Raw genomic sequence first — 15,469 nt, 5'->3', positions numbered from 1 at the left:
TCATGTCTGCCATCACGCCTTGCCCGGCAAAGTGCCTTCGTACTTGCAGATGATGCCCAGCATGATCTCGTCGGCGCCACCGCCGATGGAAATCAAACGGCCATCGCGGTATGACTGCGAGATCGGGTTGTCCGCCGTGAAGCCCATGCCGCCCCAGTACTGAAGGCAGCTGTCAGCCACCTCGCGGCTCAGGCGACCCGACTTGAGTTTGGCCATGGAAGCCAGCCGGGTGACGTCTTTGCCCGATACATACGACTCCACTGCACGGTAAGTCAATGCACGCAGGGCCTCCACCTCGGTGCGCAACTCGGCCAGCCGGAAATGCACCACCTGGTTGTGCAGAATCGGCTTGCCAAAAGTCTGTCGCTGGCGGGTGTAGTCGATGGTCTGGTCGATCAGGCGGTCCAGCGAACGCAGACATCCCGCAGCACCATACAAGCGTTCTTCCTGAAACTGCAGCATCTGCAGCATGAAGCCCATGCCCTCCTGCCCAATCAGGTTCTTCTGGGGCACCCGCACATTGTCAAAAAACAGCTGGGCGGTGTCACTGGAGTGCATGCCGATTTTCTCGATCTTCTGGCGGGTAATGCCGGGGCTGTCCATGCGCACCATGATCAATGACTTGTTCTTGTGGGGCGCGGCATCCGAGGTGTTGACCAGCAGGCAGCACCAGTCAGCCTGCATGCCGTTGGTGATCCACATCTTGGAGCCAGTGATGAGGTAGTCGCTGCCGTCTTTGCGCGCCGTCGTCTTGAGCGCTGCCACGTCGGAGCCGCCACCGGCCTCGCTCACGCCAAGGCAACCCACCATGTCGCCCGCAATGGCCGGTGCCAGAAACTCGTGGCGCAGTGTATCAGAGCCGAAGCGCGCCAGTGCGGGGGTGCACATATCGGTCTGCACGCCAATGGCCATGGGCACGCCGCCGGCGTTGCATTCACCCAGCGCCTCGGCCATCACCATGGAGTAGCTGAAGTCCAGGCCCATGCCACCAAACTCGGTGGGGTACTTGATGCCCAGCAAACCCAGGTCGCCCATCTTCTTGAACAACTGGTGGGCAGGGAACTGCCCCGCGGCCTCCCACGCGGGCAGATGGGGGTTGATTTCGTTGATGACAAACTTGCGCACCGTGTCAGAAATTTGTTCGTGTTCAGGGGTGAATTTCATGAGAGTCTTTCGTGCAAATGAGGGGTTTGAATGAAGTGAGCAGCGCGTCTACATACGGGCTACACCAAAGGTATTGGGGCGCAGCGTGCGTTTGTCTGCCTCGTCGGCCAGAGCCAGACACAAGCCCAGAATGCGGCGGGTGTCGCGCGGATCAATGATGCCGTCGTCCCACAGGCGGGCGGTGCCAAACAGGGCGGCAGACTCCTTGTCCAGCCGTTGGCGCAGACCATCAGACATGGCGGCCAGCGCTTCTTCATTGGCCTCCATACCCATGCGCTCAATCTTGGCGCGATTGACAATATCCATCACCTTGGCCGCCTGCGCGCCGCCCATCACCGCGGTGCGCGCGGTGGGCCACGCAAAGATGAAGCGTGGGTCAAACCCGCGACCACACATGCCGTAGTTGCCCGCACCATACGAGCCGCCCAGCACAAAGGTGAACTTGGGCACACGGGCGTTGGCCACCGCCTGAATCATCTTGGAGCCGTGCTTGATGGCGCCGCTGCGCTCAGCCACCGAACCCACCATGTAGCCAGTGGTGTTCTGCAAAAAGATCAGCGACGTGCCGCTCTGGTCACACAACTGGATGAACTGCGCCGCCTTGGTGGAGCCCGCCGGCTGAATCGGGCCGTTGTTGCCCAGAATGCCCACCAGGTGCCCCTGCACCCGGGCGTGACCGCACATCATCTCGGGTGCATAGCTGGCTTTGAACTCCAGAAAATCCGAGCCATCCACCAGCCGGGCAATGACCTCGCGCACGTCGTAGGGCTCGCGCTCGTCTGCGGGCACGATGCCCATCAACTCCTGCTCGTCATACAGAGGCGCGACATAAGCCGGGTCCGCAGGCGCGACATCCCATTTCAGCTTGTCCATCACTTCGCGCGCCATGCCGATGGCGTGGGCGTCGTCTTCGGTCAGGTATTCACCCAGGCCCGTAACCTGCGCGTGGGTTTCTGCACCACCCAGCTCATCCTCCGTGCAATCCTCGCCAATAGCGGCCTTGACCAGGGGCGGGCCCGCGAGAAAAATATTGGACCGCCCGCGCACCAAAATCACATAGTCGGACAAGCCCGGCAAATACGCGCCACCGGCTGTACTGGAGCCATGCACCACCGCGATTTGCGGCAGCCCCATGGCCGACATGCGTGCCTGATTGGCAAAACTGCGACCCCCTTCAATAAATATCTCGCTTTGGTACATGAGGTTGGCGCCACCGCTCTCCACCAGGGAGATCAGAGGCAGCTTGTTCTCCTGGGCAATTTGCTGGCCACGCAGGCCTTTTTTCAGGCCCATGGGAGCGACCGTGCCGCCTTTGACCGCACTGTCGTTGACGGAAATCACACAGCGCTTGCCCGCCACCACCCCGATGCCAATGATGGAGCCTCCGCCCAGCACCGACTTCTTGCCGTCGTCGTCGTGCATGTTGAGGCCCGCCAGACGGCTCAGCTCCAGGAATGGCGTGCCACGGTCCAACAGGCGCGCCACGCGTTCACGTGGCAGCAGCTGGTTGCGTTTCTCGAACTTGCTGCGTTTGGATTCGGATTCAGCGATAACAAGGCCTTCAAGCCGTTGCACCTCGGTGAGCAGGCCCTGCATACGCAGGACATTGGCGGCAAATGTGTCCGCCTTGGCGTTGATCTTGGAGCGAATAGCAGGCATCAGAACGGGTCCTCGCATTGAAGTTGCCGTATTAGAAGCGAGGGTTACGTTAACGTCAATCAAATGTCGCATAGGTGTTTATACTGAGAGTTACGTTACTGAAGGCTGATAGCATTCAGCCCCGTTGACGTGGCGAGTCCACCAGCATTGCGTTTAACCCCTAACTCAGAGGAATCTCACATGAACATCGAAGAATGCACCCAGACCATCCGTACCAAAGTGGGCGCTGACAGCGGCTTGGCAGCCACTCTGAAATTCGATTGCGGAACCGACGGCGTGATTCGCATCGACGGCGTATCCACCCCCAACACCGTGAGCAATGACAACATCGACTCCGACTGCACCGTGGGCATCACACTGGAAAACCTCAACGCTCTGTTGAGCGGCGACCTGGAGCCCACCACCGGCTTCATGGCGGGCAAGCTCAAGGTCTCTGGCGATATGGGTGTTGCCATGCGTCTACAGCGCGTGATCTGATGTCTGCAGCCGACGCGCAGGCCTTCGTCGACTCCCATCGCGACGAAGCGGCATCCGAACTCTTCGGCATCACCGAGCTATGTCGAGAGTTCGGGATCACCCTGCGCGCTTTGCGCTTCTATGAAGACAAAGGGCTGCTCGCACCCCGGCGCATCAATGGTGCGCGCGTGTACACACGGCGCGACCGTGCGCGGCTAGCGCTCATCCTGCGGGCCAAGGATATTGGTTCGTCTTTGGCCGAGATCAAACGTTACCTGGATTTGTATGGTGACCACGGCGAAGGCCGCGCGCAGCAGCTGACCTACGTGATTGACCGCACCGACACGGCCATTGCCGAACTGGAACAAAAACGCGCGCAGATTGATGAAACGCTGGCCGAATTGCGGGTCATCAACGCCAGCTGCCGCAAGCATCTGGAGACCAAGCAGCTATCGGAGAATGTCTAAAACAAAGACTACTTCAGCAGGGTAACGTCCGCGCGAATTGTCGAATACCTGGCCGACAATTCATTACTACCACTATCGGTTGTCCGAACGCAACCGAGATACCTTTGATACCTTCAACGCCGGATTCAAGGCGCTTCAACCGTGATCTTGACGGCACTGTACCAGGCAGCAAGATGGGTAATTTCCGAATCGGTGAGTTGTTTCGCAATCATGTTCATCACTTCGTTTTGCCGCTTGCCACTGCGGTAATTTCTCAATTGCTCGCTCAGATAAATTGACTGTTGCCCGGCCAGGTTCGGTGCATTCGGAAGCATGGCCAAACCGGTGGGGCCATGGCACAGGGCACACGCCACATCTGCCTTTGCCCGACCCTCAGCCACATCATCTGCAAAGGCGTTGAAAGCGGCGCAGACCAGGAAAATAGAAAATAGATTCTTCATAGTGGAACTGTAAAAATAAATGGGGCCCCTGAAAAAGGGGCCCCTGTATGGTTCAGCAACGGACTTCAGGCCCGTACTTCACCCCCGGATCAGTTGCCGCTATAGCTGATGCGATAGAGCGCGCCTGCATAGTCGTCCGAAACCAGAATCGAACCATCAGGCAGGTTGGCAACGTCTACCGGCCGTCCCAAAGCACGTTTCGTCGTCTTGTCCAGAAAGCCGTCGGCAAACACTTCTGCCGAGCCGGCATTTCCATCGGCCTTGATTGGCACGAAGTTGATCAGGTAGCCCGTTGGTACGGTGCTGTTCCAGGAGCCATGGGATGCCACAAACAGGCCACCCTGGTACTTCTTGGGAAACGCGGTTCCTGTGTAGTGGGTCAAACCGAGCTGGGCTTGGTGTGCAGGGAATTCCACTTGCGGGTAGATGGCACCTGCGGGTTCTTTCATGTCCTTCAGGTCAGGCGCGGCAGCTGAGCCTGCAACTTTGAAATGCCCGTTGTAATAGGGGAAGCCGAAGTGCTCTCCAGGCTTGGAGATTTTGTTCAGCTCGCCCGGAGGAATGCCATCGCCCAATCCGTCCACTTGATTGTCAGTGGCCCAAATATCGCCCTTTGGCCCGATAGAGAGGCCGGCGGGGTTGCGCATGCCCTTGGAGTAGACCATGCGACCGGTTCCGTCCAGACCGTTGTAACGCACGATGCCACCCATACCCAGTTCTTCGTACAGCGCCACTTTTTCTGCGGGTTGCACGTTATACGGTTGGCCCAGGTTCACAAAGATCTTGCCGTCTTTGTCCACCTTGCAGACACGACCGGTGTGGTTGAACGACTGCTCTTCAACAGGGATCAACTTGCCTTCAGGAACGATGACGCCGACAGCAACGTCCGGGCCTTCGTAGAAAAACTCAGCTGCGGGGAAGTGCAAGATGCGATTGGATTCTGCAACGATCAGGAAACCGTCGTTGGTGAAGCAAACGCCATTGGGGTTACTGAATTTGACGGATGGCGCAAAGGCCTTGACTTCGGTCGCTGCATCACCGTTGTTGCGGTTAGTTACAGCCCAGACATTCGTCTTGCGCGTGCCGACAAACAGCATATTGGTGGAGGGAGCAACCGCCATGTAGCGTGCATCAGGCACCACTGCGTACAGTTCAATCTTGAATCCATCTGGCAGTTTGATCTTTTTCAGATTGGCACGGATGGCATCGGCATTCTTACCCTCTTGCGGAATGGTAGGAATGACCATGTTCGTAGCCGTGTTTCCCATGCGCTGGAGAGTTGACAGGTTGGCGTCTTGGGCATAAGCCGACATGGCGCCCAAAGTTGCAACAGCTAAAGCGAGGGATGTGAGTTTGACCTGTTTCACGATATTTTCCTTGGTTGGATTGACAGCAGTTTTTTATGTCTCAAACAAACGCTGATGATTTGCCATAGACCTATGTCAATGTAGGGGCAAGGGTGCGTGAAGCGGCTAGGGGAAACCCTCGACGCGTCACGACAGGGACAGTAATACGCCATATATTTTTTCAATCTAATTTGAAAAAAAATTCAGTCCAGGCGAACCCGCTGTGGCGGCTGTCAATCAAGGCTTCAACGCTTTCCAGGCAGCTTCCATGAGCGTTAACGTAGCCTGTTCGACAGTACATGCGCGAGCACAGGCGTCCTCGATAAGTGCCCTGTTTCCATTGTCGAGTCCAAGTAGTTTCCCAACATCCTCGCCCCACTCTCCCAGCAGCAGGAACAGGCTATCCATTTTGGTGTCGCTCACAATCGGCCACTGTGCGCGGCCACTGCGCCTGTGGCATCGGTTTGACATCGGCAAGTGCTGCAGCACTGTGGAGCAAGAAGACAACGGCGAGGCAATGTAGTTTCATAACGGAATTTACTTGCTAAGGAATTGAAGGATGGTGGCGCTGAGGGTCCAATAAGATGCGCAGCAACGCTGTGCCCCGAAATTCCACCCGGAGTAGCCCGTAGAACTCAAGATGCAAACAGGGTAAACCCGAAGTACCACCTGCTTGGAGGCGCTCTGTTTGCGTCTATTTTCGCAAGCCAATATTGAATTAAATTCAATATCTTCAGCATTTGGTGAAAACCCTAAGCGCCGCTTGCGGTTGCGTAAGTTACTGCCCAGAATCAATGTCATTTCGGCGACATGAACATCACCAGTCGTGCACCATTCTCTCAAGCAATTATTCAAATCTTTAGGGAACATCATGCGCAAATCTTCTCAGTTTTCAAGTCTCAGGCCCTATCTGATAGTGGTGAGTTCCGTGGGGATTCCTGTCTTCGGACAGACACTCGATGAAGTGGTGATCTCTGCATCCCGCAACGCGCAACGCAGTTTTGATGCCCCTGCCGCCATCCGGTCAATTGACCGGGAAACCATTCAAGGCGCCGGACCGCAAGTGAGCCTGTCGGAATCACTGAACCGCGTACCGGGCCTGACTATTCTCGACAGGCAAAACTACGCGCAGGACCTGCAGGTCTCCATACGGGGGTTTGGCGCCCGTTCCGCCTTTGGTATCCGGGGTATCCGCTTGCTGGTTGACGGCATACCGGCAACCACACCCGATGGCCAGGGGCAAGGGTCGTCCATCAGTTTGACGTCGACTGATCACATCGAGGTGCTGCGCGGCCCGCTGGCGCAAATGTACGGAAACTCTTCGGGAGGCGTGATTCAAGCCTTCACCAAGGAAGCACCCGCAGAGCCGGAAATTGGATACCAGTATTACGTGGGGTCCTACGGAATGCACCGCGCGGACTACCAAGTTTCCGGACGGGCGGGAATATATGGATTGGTAGCGGACTACAGCACGCTCTCCATTGACGGCTACCGTGACAACAGCAAGACGGAACGCAAGCAGTTCAACGGAAAAATGAGTTTTGATGCCACCGAGCAATTGCACGTCAACGTCGCGGTCAACCAGTTCGACATGCCTCTGGCCGAAGACCCTTTGGGCCTGACCCGAGCACAACTGCAGGCCGATCCGTCGATGGCGGGCACCAATGCAGCAAAGTATTTTGTCCGCAAGATCGTTTTGCAAAATCAGATCGGAAGCTCAGCCACTTACAAAATTGACCAGGACCGGTCGGTAACCAGCCGCCTCTATTACGGCACACGCGACAACCTTCAGTACCAGGCGCCAACGGGAACTCCGGTCAATGGACTCTGGACAGGCCTCAACCGCAATTACTACGGAGCCGGGCTTCAGTACAACGAAAAAACAGTCTGGGGTGGTACTCCGATCGAATGGGCCGGCGGTTATGAGTTTGATCGCTCACGCGAGTTGCGCCAAGCAGGTGCCTCTCTGCTCGGCCAAAAAGCAACCACCACCCGAAGAGAAGACAACCAGTCCGAGAACAGCGACTTTTTCCTGCAGGGCACCGCTTTCGCTACAGACGTGGTGTCTATCGTGGCGGGCCTGCGTTACAGCACGGTCCGCTTTGCCAGTGAAGACTACTATCTGGCGGATGGCAGTGACGGGTCAGGAAATGCCACCTATACCTCCACCAACCCGGTTCTGGGGTTCACTTACCACGCCACAGATGACTTGAATCTGTATGCCAACTATGGCCAGGGCTTTGAAACCCCCACCCTCTCAGAGGTTGCCTATCGTGGAACCACCGTGCCCATTGCACAATTCAATCCCGGCCTGAATGCGTCTAAAAGCCAGCACTACGAGTTGGGTGTGAAATGGGTACCCAATCGGGAGTCGCGTGTGGATCTGGCACTCTTTCAAATCAACTCAACCGATGAAATCGTCGTTGCCGTAAATAATTTGGGTCAAACCGCCTACAAAAATGCACCCGGCACATCGCGCACCGGTTGGGAACTCTCCGGCAGCACACTTTTGTCACCGCGTCTAACGGCTAACCTGTCCGCCTCGATGATTGACGCCCAATATTCCCAATCATTCAACAACGTCACGTCAGGCAACAAGATTCCGGGCATCCCACAGTCATCCGTATTTTCGGAATTGGCCTGGACCAGTGAGCCCGCCAGCACGGGCAAAGGTGCACTCACCAACGGAACCCGCCTTGGCATTGAATTGGTTCAAGCGGGTCGCATTTATGCCAATGATACGAATACAGCCTCAGCAGACGGCCACACCGTCCTGAACCTTTCCGCCAGGCACCGTTGGGGCATTGGCAAGGGCGGCTTGACGCTTTACGGTCGAATCAACAACGTGTCCGACGAACGCTACATCGGCTCCGTCATCGTCAACCAAGCCAGCTCCCAGTTCTATGAATCGGGCTTGCCGAACAACTGGTCAGTGGGGCTCAGCCTGTCAGCGCCTATTTGAACCGGTGGCGACGCGACCACGCGTCAGCCAGTGAAAATTTGAATAAAAACCGGGGTTAGCCCCCATGCACACTGCGCGAGTAGCTATGTTTTGTATAGCAGAACAGAACAAAAAAAGTACGGTGGTAGCGCCGCTGGGGCATTGACCAGTGCGAATCACTAAGGGGATGCGGGATTGAATGGTGGGCCGTCACAGACTTGAACTGTGGACCAAAGGATTATGAGTCGCAGCTTTAAGGCATTTTCCAGTGTTGATTTGAGTAGTAAAATCTATATAAATCAACGAGTTACTAGATAAGAACTGGATAAGTGAACAGCCTAGGTGTTGATTGAAATTCGCCTAAATTAGGTAAAAGTGGCTACGCAGTGGCTACGCAGACTGGAATCAACATGGCACGACCCCGCAAAGATGCAGCGATTGACCTGAGCGAAGCGCACGAATTGACCGCCGGGTTAATTGACAGACTGACCTGCCGCACCGATATAAAGGCTCAAGCGTTCTTGCGTGACAGCAAAGCACCTGGCCTGCGTGTGCGTGTGTCCAATACTGGTGCGAAGTCGTTCGTGTTTGAGGCCAAACTAAACCGCCAGACCATCCGGCGCACTATTGGCGATGTGAAGGCGTGGACGATTGAGGCCGCCCGGACTGAGGCAAACCGACTGCGCGTTACTCTGGACGCTGGCACCGACCCTCGCGAAGTAGAGCGCCAGAAGGAGGCCGACAAGGCCGCAGCAAGTGCCGCCGCAGCCCGGCAGATTGCCGCCAACAGTGTTGCAGCCCTGACCGTGGGCGAAGTGTGGGCCGTTTACGTTGAAGAACGCCGACCACACTGGGGCGACTTGCACTATCGCGACCACATCCGCAAAGCCGCGCCCGGTGGTGAGTCATTCAAGCGTGGCACAGGCACCACCGTGGAGGGGCCGCTATATGCATTGATGGCGATCCCCCTGCGCGACCTTACAGCGCCAGTTATAGAGGCATGGGCCGCAAAGGAAGCCAAGACCCGCCCAACGTCAGCCCGCCTTGCGTGGCGCATGTTGAAGGTGTTTCTAGGCTGGTGCGAAGAACAACCCGCCTATGCCCACCTGATGCCAGCAAAGAACCCAGCCAAGACCAAAAAGAGCCGCGAATCATTAGGCAAAGCCGGGACCAAATCGGACTCACTGCAACGCGAACAGTTGACAGTTTGGTTTGACGCTGTGCAACAGATACAAAACCCAGTGATTGCCGCTTACCTGCAAACCCTGCTGCTCACTGGCGCAAGGCCGGGCGAAGTTATTACTCTGCGCTGGGAGGATATGAACACCCAATGGAAAGGTTTAACCATCCGCGACAAGGTAGAGGGTACTCGCGTTGTTCCACTCACGCCCTATGTCGCGCACCTGATAGCCGCCCTGCCCCGCCGCAATGAATGGGTGTTCGCTAGTGTTCGAAATCTGAAAATGGATGAACACAACATTGGACGCAGGGGAGCCAACGCATCGAAGAGTGGCAATGCACCAGTTATCCAAACTAGCTATACCGGCCATATCACAGAGCCAAACCATGCCCACACCGCCGCGTGTACCGTGTCTGGAATTGAAGGCCTGACCCTGCATGGCCTGCGCCGTTCGTTCAAGAGCCTGACCGAGTGGCTTGAGATACCCGCTGGCGTGGTGGCGCAACTGATGGGGCACAAACCCAGTGCGACCGCTGAAAAGCATTACACCGTTCGACCGCTGGACTTGCTGCGCGTGCACCATGAAAAGATTGAGGCGTGGATTTTGGAGCAGGCAGGGATTTCGTTTGACGCAAAGGCAGCGCCGGTTGCTTTGCGAGTAGTTCAAAGAGCGTAATATATTAGCCCCAGCTAGACCCGCTTCGAAAACGGGTTAAAAAGCCAGTCCTCCCCTGGCCTGCTGGGGCTTCTCGATTGGGAGTTGCACGGGAGGTGCCGACATGGGGACGTATGGCAAGGAAGTAGCCGAGGCAATCATCAATGGGCGCAATGATGATTTTAAAAGTGACGATGATGGCCTCTGGCCGAAAGAGGTTCCGATAGAGAACGCAGAGTTCGACAAGCTCTTAAACTGGACACCAACATGCGACCTGGACGGTGATGACGCAGCTGACCCATTGACTACGCCAGCCCTGCCGTACCCTTTCAATGACAGCCTGCTAGCAGCGTTCCTACTTGACGGACGTGGCTTTTTCGTTCGGGAGAAATATGGTGATTGGACTGATGGCCCAGACCAACAAGTGCTTGGCGAACTAGGGACCAAAGCCACGAAAGCGAGGCAAGCACTGAGAGGCGCGTTCGACGCTTACCGTGCTGCCGAATGCGCTGTTGGCTCCTATGACAGGACTTACTCCCAAAAGGCCAACGAACTTGAACAACAGTGTGGACCATGGCTTGATGCCCATGAAGCTCGACAACGGATTAGGAACGCGCATCGCGAGGCTGACGATTACGAAGCAGCATGGCGAAAGAAGATGGTGAATCAGCTTTTGACAGTGGAACAAGTGCCAGACGCACCAGCCGTGGTGATGGACCCAAACCAGACTGAGTCCGTGGGGGTTGGTGGCGATGCGAAGCCATTGCAACGAGGTGCCGCCCAAGACAACGCCATTCTGAGCGAAATTAGAAAGCAGGGATTTGACCCGCTGGAGCTGCCGGCAAATGTACCCGGTAAGCCGGGCGTAAAGTCCGCCACTCAAAAAGCACTCAAAGGCAACAAGCTATTCACTGGTTCAACTGTTTTTAATAAGGCATGGGAGCGCCTGACTAGGCAAAGCGACATTGTGATTAAAGCCTGAGGGGTATCCCCTAAATTGGGGGATACGGGGATACTTGCGGGGGAGGATGCATACCCGAAAACGATAGCGCCATGTTCAATAAACGCGAAAGCGACAACATGGAAGCTACTCAAAATCAAGCGCATTCAATCCCGAATGCATTAACCCTTGCGCACCTTGAAAAGAAGCCTTCGCAGTTTCAAGCACTGACCGAAGTCACCCGGCCAAACCTCACAACAGCCGAAGCTGCTTTTCACCTGAATCGCAAGCCACAAACTTTGCGGATTTGGGCGATGAACGATGGCATTCCCGGACTTCGCCCGAAGCGCATCCGAGGCCTGCTGGCCTGGTCAACGGCTGAAGTCAAGGCATTGGCCGGGGTGGCAGCATGAGCGCCGCACTTGCAACTCAAGCGACACAAATCGCCACGATGACCAGCATCGAAATTGCAGAGTTGACAGGCAAAGAACTCTCAAACGTCCATCGCGACATCCGGGTCATGCTCGATGACCTGGAAAAAGATGATTCAAATTTGAATCATCCCACTGAAGCCAAAGATGCACGTGGTTACACGGTTTGCTTCTACCTCGACCGAGAGTTGACCGAAACCCTTTTGACCGGATACAGCGCTTCAGCACGTCTGAAGGTCATCCGTCGCTGGCACGAGCTGGAAGCAAAAGATTTCAGCTTCAACCCGGCGACACTGACTCGCAGTGACATCCTGCGTTTGGCGCTGGAATCCGAAGAGAGCCGTATCAAGGCAGAAGCCGAACGCGACCAAGCCATTGCTACAAAGCATCTAATTGGCAGCAAGCGCGAGGCCACGGCAATGGCGACAGCAAGTGCCGCCAGCCGTGAGACTGCCAAACTCAAGATTCAGCTTGGCAAGACATCAAGTCACGCAACAGTGCGAGCGATTGAAAAAGCCCTTGGCCGTAAGTTTGGGTGGATGCTGCTCAAGAACTGGTGCGCTGCCAATGGTGTAGCACCTGAGACGGTACCCGACGAGCTATACGGTAGCGTCAAATCATGGCCTGCTGCCGCCTGGCTGGCCGCTTATGGCATCAACACCACCGCAGTGATGGGGCTGGCGTAATGGATGCCACAAAAGGCAACGGGCTGGACGCTGCAAACGACCAACCCGCCAAGATACTGACCAAACACGCTGCCGATTTTATCGCTGCTGCCGCCCGTTACGCAACCGTCAACGCCGGATTCAACATTCTGTTTTTGGTGCTTGTGCTGCAATTCGTGGCGATGGTCTGGGAGGTGCTGTGATGACAACACCCGAACAAATTCCGATGTTTGAAGGGCTACCATTCTGCCCACAGATGCCGCCGTCTGGCAGTGCCGCAAAGACCGCCCTTTATGACCTGCAGGCGCGTGACCTGACACAAATCGACTGGTTGCGTGAGCGCAAGGGCTGGAGGCTATCCGCCGCAGTGAAACTGCTTGGATACCTGGGCTGGGAGCCGCAGTCATTCATGATTCAGCACGCCGAATGGCCGAACGCTATTGCCAAATACAGTCTGCCGCTCAAAGCAAAGCAGGCCGCATATGCCATGCGAGGGGGTTCGCCATGCTGAATGGACACAACCCCGACCGCGCCCGTGATGCGCTTTACACGATACCGCCCGACCTGCCCCGTGATACCTGGGTGAAAACAGGCATGGCAGCCCATGCTGCCGGGTTGTCATTTGACGACTTCGACCAGTGGAGCGCACCCGCTGGCAACTACAACGCCCAATCCGCCCGTGCTACATGGCGAAGTTTCAAGACCGCGCCCGGTGGTGTTGGTGCTGGTGCATTGTTCGGCATGGCCCGCGACCACGGCTGGCAGGATGGAGCCGCCAGAATGGCGCCAGTGAAGCCAATGAGCCAGACTGAACCGCAACGTAAGCCCGCGCCCGGAATGAGCGCCCGCGAGGTTTTCGACCGCTGTCAGCCTGCAACGAATCTGCATGGCTACATTCTCAAAAAGCAAGGCACGCCAGACGGTTTGCGCGTGGTGTCTGATGGTGACCGCCTGACCATTGCCGGGCAGAACATGGCCGGATATCTGGCCGTGCCAGCCTATGCGCCAGATGGTGAAATTCAGAGCATTCAGTTCATACCGCCGAACAGTGGCAAAAAGCTGAACTTAACCGGCGCGAGCATGGCTGGGGCATCGTTCACGATGGGCACCGATGGCCCGCTGTACCTGTGCGAAGGTGTTGGGGCTGCGTGGAGCGCATGGCAGTCAACCGGACACCGCGCCGTGTGCTGCTTCGGCTGGGGCAACGTGGCGAAAATTGCCGCTGCACTTCGCCAGCGTGAGCCTGATGCAAAGATGGTTATTGCGCCGGACGTGGGCAAGGAAGCCGCCGCCGCTGAAATTGCCGCCCTGCATCATTGCGCCGTGGCAGAGATGCCCGAGGGCTGGCCGGACAACAGCGATTTGAACGACTTGTTCTGTTCGCCTGATGGTGGCTTTGATGTGGTGCAAGCCATGTTAGAGGTCGCGACTGAGCCGCCCAAGCCTGAACCCAAGGTTCACCCGCTGGCGTTATACGTTGACATCGATGGCACCGCAAAGCCGCCGCGCTGGGTGATACCTGGCTTTATCGGGCATGGTGTGACTGTTATCGCTGGGGCGCATGGCGTGGGCAAAACGACCGTGCTGCTACCGCTGGCGATGACCGCCGCCGGATTGCATGGCGATGACCTGCTGCCGCGCCAGTGGAGGCATGTTGTCTACGTGACCGAGGACGTGGAACAGGCCCGCCGCATCATGGCCGGGATAGTCGGTCATTCGAGGCTGGGCATTCACTTGGAAAAGGTACGGGAGCGCCTGCACATTGTGGAGGCCGTGCGACTTGACCCGGCATTTGTGGCGAGCGTGGGCAAGACCTACCGCGAACAGTTCACCCGTACCGTGGATGGCGTGGAGGTGCTGCCGCTGGTGGTGCTGGACACAAAGAGCGCCGTGCTGGCAATTGAAAACGAGAACGACAACAGCGAGGCCAGCGCAATGATGGCCGCATTGAAGCAAGGGTTTGACCGCCTGCCCGTTTGGCTTATCGGCCATGTTGCAAAAGCCAACCTGACCCGCAATGACGCACTGACCAGCCGAGGGGCAAGTGCCATTGAAGGTGATGCGAACCAGACCATGTTTCTGATTCGGGAGGGTGAGAGCCGCTATCTGGTGCAAGGTAAGACCCGGTTTGAGGCAAAGTGGCCAGAGCTTGAAATTACCAGCTTCACCGCGCAAACCGCTGAGCCGGATGAATTCGGCAACGTGGAAACCGTGCTGCTGCGCTGGGGCATTGCCGCACCTGCCCAACAAAGCCGCAAGGAAGCTGCAGAACAGGCCGCAGGGCAACAGCGCAAAGAGGACCAGGCAAGCCTGCGCCAAGACATACGAGACGCCGTGGAGGTGGCGTGGCTGGCAGGTTTTCCGTTGAACCGGGCGGGGGTGAAAGCCAAGGTTCACCGCAAGGCTTCGGACGTGGTGGCGATGCTGGAAAACCTGCTGTCTGAACAATGGCTGTCCGAGGTGATGGTGCCGACAAAAGAGCGCACCAACAACAAACGCTCTGCTTTTCTTGTGAGCCTGACAACAGAGGAGCATGAAGCCATTTTGTCTGGTGCTGGCCTGCCCGCTGACAAGTTGGCAATACCTGTAAGCTGGTGCAAGCAGGCGATTCCGTCCGTTCCCGCGCCAGAAGGTGACACCCTGGGAGTGATGGCATGAGTGCTATCAATTTCCGTCCGTTCCCATTCCGTTCGTTCCTTAAGGAAAATAGGTTGGGAACGGACGGAATCAATGAAATATTGATATCCGTCCTACCTGTTTCCGTTCATTCCCGGAATGCTGGGAACGGACGGGAACGGACGGGAACGGACGAAAGTTCAGGGAGCCATTGCAATGACTGAGCAATTCACCCCTGGCGCTGCTAACTGTCCCGGCGCTTGCGGGCAGTATGGCGGGCAGAGCTACCAGCTACAGGGTGGCGGTGTAACAGGTGCGTAACAGACCATGTAACAGCATGGGCTGAATTCCTGGGCTTGATGCGGATTGAGCAAGCTGCTGACAGTAATTCTGTAAGCGCGCGGCAAACCCATCTTGTTGGAGGCGGCAATAGTTGGGAGCATGGTGTCCACTTCAATAAGGTGGACACGTGCACACTTCAGTCATTCAATTACCCGGTGCTGGCCGGC

At 56.7% G+C, this 15,469-nt stretch carries 15 protein-coding genes; 10 read left to right on the top strand and 5 right to left on the bottom strand.

Annotation, left to right across the window (positions count from 1 at the left end):
• Positions 1 to 12: 12 nt before the first annotated feature.
• Together AC097W_RS17355 and AC097W_RS17350 are read right to left on the bottom strand one after the other, a co-directional pair.
• A complete protein-coding gene (locus tag AC097W_RS17355) occupies positions 13 to 1,164 on the bottom strand; it encodes an acyl-CoA dehydrogenase family protein (RefSeq protein ID WP_479603887.1) in 1,152 nt (383 codons plus the stop codon).
• Positions 1,165 to 1,212: 48 nt separating this feature from the next.
• The gene (locus tag AC097W_RS17350) at positions 1,213 to 2,823 is read right to left on the bottom strand and encodes an acyl-CoA carboxylase subunit beta (protein WP_479603886.1); all 1,611 of its coding nucleotides are present in this window, start codon (positions 2,821 to 2,823) and stop codon (positions 1,213 to 1,215) included.
• Between the two features lie 180 nt (positions 2,824 to 3,003).
• Between AC097W_RS17350 and AC097W_RS17345 the strand changes: the two genes are divergently transcribed.
• Both AC097W_RS17345 and AC097W_RS17340 read left to right on the top strand, forming a co-directional pair.
• Complete coding sequence (locus tag AC097W_RS17345) at positions 3,004 to 3,300, top strand: SCP2 sterol-binding domain-containing protein (RefSeq protein WP_479603885.1); 297 nt, start codon at positions 3,004 to 3,006, stop codon at positions 3,298 to 3,300.
• On the top strand, positions 3,300 to 3,746 hold the full coding sequence (locus AC097W_RS17340; protein WP_479603884.1) for a MerR family transcriptional regulator: 447 nt from the start codon (positions 3,300 to 3,302) through the stop codon (positions 3,744 to 3,746). The genes AC097W_RS17345 and AC097W_RS17340 overlap by 1 nt, the downstream gene beginning before the upstream one ends.
• A gap of 125 nt (positions 3,747 to 3,871) precedes the next feature.
• Here the strand turns inward: AC097W_RS17340 and AC097W_RS17335 are convergent, their stop codons facing one another.
• The 3 genes from AC097W_RS17335 to AC097W_RS17325 form a co-directional block, all read right to left on the bottom strand.
• Complete coding sequence (locus AC097W_RS17335; RefSeq protein ID WP_479603883.1) at positions 3,872 to 4,186, bottom strand: c-type cytochrome; 315 nt, start codon at positions 4,184 to 4,186, stop codon at positions 3,872 to 3,874.
• A gap of 89 nt (positions 4,187 to 4,275) precedes the next feature.
• A complete protein-coding gene (locus AC097W_RS17330) occupies positions 4,276 to 5,553 on the bottom strand; it encodes a PQQ-dependent sugar dehydrogenase (protein ID WP_479603882.1) in 1,278 nt (425 codons plus the stop codon).
• A gap of 216 nt (positions 5,554 to 5,769) precedes the next feature.
• Complete coding sequence (locus AC097W_RS17325; RefSeq protein ID WP_479603881.1) at positions 5,770 to 5,955, bottom strand: hypothetical protein; 186 nt, start codon at positions 5,953 to 5,955, stop codon at positions 5,770 to 5,772.
• A gap of 448 nt (positions 5,956 to 6,403) precedes the next feature.
• Between AC097W_RS17325 and AC097W_RS17320 the strand changes: the two genes are divergently transcribed.
• From AC097W_RS17320 to AC097W_RS17285, 8 genes are all read left to right on the top strand, one after another.
• Positions 6,404 to 8,494 (top strand): TonB-dependent receptor family protein, encoded by a 2,091-nt coding sequence (locus tag AC097W_RS17320; protein WP_479603880.1) that lies wholly within the window; start codon positions 6,404 to 6,406, stop codon positions 8,492 to 8,494.
• Between the two features lie 389 nt (positions 8,495 to 8,883).
• Entirely contained in the window at positions 8,884 to 10,329 is a 1,446-nt protein-coding gene (locus AC097W_RS17315; RefSeq protein WP_479603879.1) for a tyrosine-type recombinase/integrase, read from the top strand.
• Between the two features lie 103 nt (positions 10,330 to 10,432).
• Positions 10,433 to 11,290 (top strand): hypothetical protein, encoded by an 858-nt coding sequence (locus tag AC097W_RS17310; RefSeq protein ID WP_479603878.1) that lies wholly within the window; start codon positions 10,433 to 10,435, stop codon positions 11,288 to 11,290.
• Positions 11,291 to 11,361: 71 nt separating this feature from the next.
• Positions 11,362 to 11,661 (top strand): hypothetical protein, encoded by a 300-nt coding sequence (locus AC097W_RS17305; RefSeq protein WP_479603877.1) that lies wholly within the window; start codon positions 11,362 to 11,364, stop codon positions 11,659 to 11,661.
• Entirely contained in the window at positions 11,658 to 12,365 is a 708-nt protein-coding gene (locus tag AC097W_RS17300; RefSeq protein WP_479603876.1) for a Rha family transcriptional regulator, read from the top strand. Before AC097W_RS17305 ends, AC097W_RS17300 begins: the two co-directional genes overlap by 4 nt.
• Positions 12,365 to 12,547 (top strand): hypothetical protein, encoded by a 183-nt coding sequence (locus tag AC097W_RS17295; RefSeq protein WP_479603875.1) that lies wholly within the window; start codon positions 12,365 to 12,367, stop codon positions 12,545 to 12,547. The genes AC097W_RS17300 and AC097W_RS17295 overlap by 1 nt, the downstream gene beginning before the upstream one ends.
• The gene (locus tag AC097W_RS17290; RefSeq protein ID WP_479603874.1) at positions 12,547 to 12,855 is read left to right on the top strand and encodes a hypothetical protein; all 309 of its coding nucleotides are present in this window, start codon (positions 12,547 to 12,549) and stop codon (positions 12,853 to 12,855) included. The genes AC097W_RS17295 and AC097W_RS17290 overlap by 1 nt, the downstream gene beginning before the upstream one ends.
• Positions 12,849 to 15,002, top strand: a complete 2,154-nt coding sequence (locus tag AC097W_RS17285; RefSeq protein ID WP_479603873.1) for an AAA family ATPase — start codon at positions 12,849 to 12,851, stop codon at positions 15,000 to 15,002. Before AC097W_RS17290 ends, AC097W_RS17285 begins: the two co-directional genes overlap by 7 nt.
• The last annotated feature ends 467 nt before the right edge of the window (positions 15,003 to 15,469 follow it).

This window comes from Rhodoferax sp. GT1R46, assembly GCF_056521285.1.
Note: the sequence above shows the minus strand (reverse complement) of the source record. Positions and strands in the feature narration are given on the sequence as shown.

What these genes read in the sequence shown, in the direction of transcription:
- AC097W_RS17290 (WP_479603874.1), top strand. Translation starts at nt 12,547, where the DNA reads ATGACAACACCCGAACAAATTCCGATGTTTGAAGGGCTACCATTCTGC.
- AC097W_RS17285 (WP_479603873.1), top strand. Translation starts at nt 12,849, where the DNA reads ATGCTGAATGGACACAACCCCGACCGCGCCCGTGATGCGCTTTACACG.
- AC097W_RS17340 (WP_479603884.1), top strand. Translation starts at nt 3,300, where the DNA reads ATGTCTGCAGCCGACGCGCAGGCCTTCGTCGACTCCCATCGCGACGAA.
- AC097W_RS17350 (WP_479603886.1), bottom strand. Translation starts at nt 2,823, where the DNA reads ATGCCTGCTATTCGCTCCAAGATCAACGCCAAGGCGGACACATTTGCC.
- AC097W_RS17320 (WP_479603880.1), top strand. Translation starts at nt 6,404, where the DNA reads ATGCGCAAATCTTCTCAGTTTTCAAGTCTCAGGCCCTATCTGATAGTG.
- AC097W_RS17300 (WP_479603876.1), top strand. Translation starts at nt 11,658, where the DNA reads ATGAGCGCCGCACTTGCAACTCAAGCGACACAAATCGCCACGATGACC.
- AC097W_RS17345 (WP_479603885.1), top strand. Translation starts at nt 3,004, where the DNA reads ATGAACATCGAAGAATGCACCCAGACCATCCGTACCAAAGTGGGCGCT.
- AC097W_RS17355 (WP_479603887.1), bottom strand. Translation starts at nt 1,164, where the DNA reads ATGAAATTCACCCCTGAACACGAACAAATTTCTGACACGGTGCGCAAG.
- AC097W_RS17335 (WP_479603883.1), bottom strand. Translation starts at nt 4,186, where the DNA reads ATGAAGAATCTATTTTCTATTTTCCTGGTCTGCGCCGCTTTCAACGCC.
- AC097W_RS17305 (WP_479603877.1), top strand. Translation starts at nt 11,362, where the DNA reads ATGTTCAATAAACGCGAAAGCGACAACATGGAAGCTACTCAAAATCAA.
- AC097W_RS17315 (WP_479603879.1), top strand. Translation starts at nt 8,884, where the DNA reads ATGGCACGACCCCGCAAAGATGCAGCGATTGACCTGAGCGAAGCGCAC.
- AC097W_RS17310 (WP_479603878.1), top strand. Translation starts at nt 10,433, where the DNA reads ATGGGGACGTATGGCAAGGAAGTAGCCGAGGCAATCATCAATGGGCGC.
- AC097W_RS17295 (WP_479603875.1), top strand. Translation starts at nt 12,365, where the DNA reads ATGGATGCCACAAAAGGCAACGGGCTGGACGCTGCAAACGACCAACCC.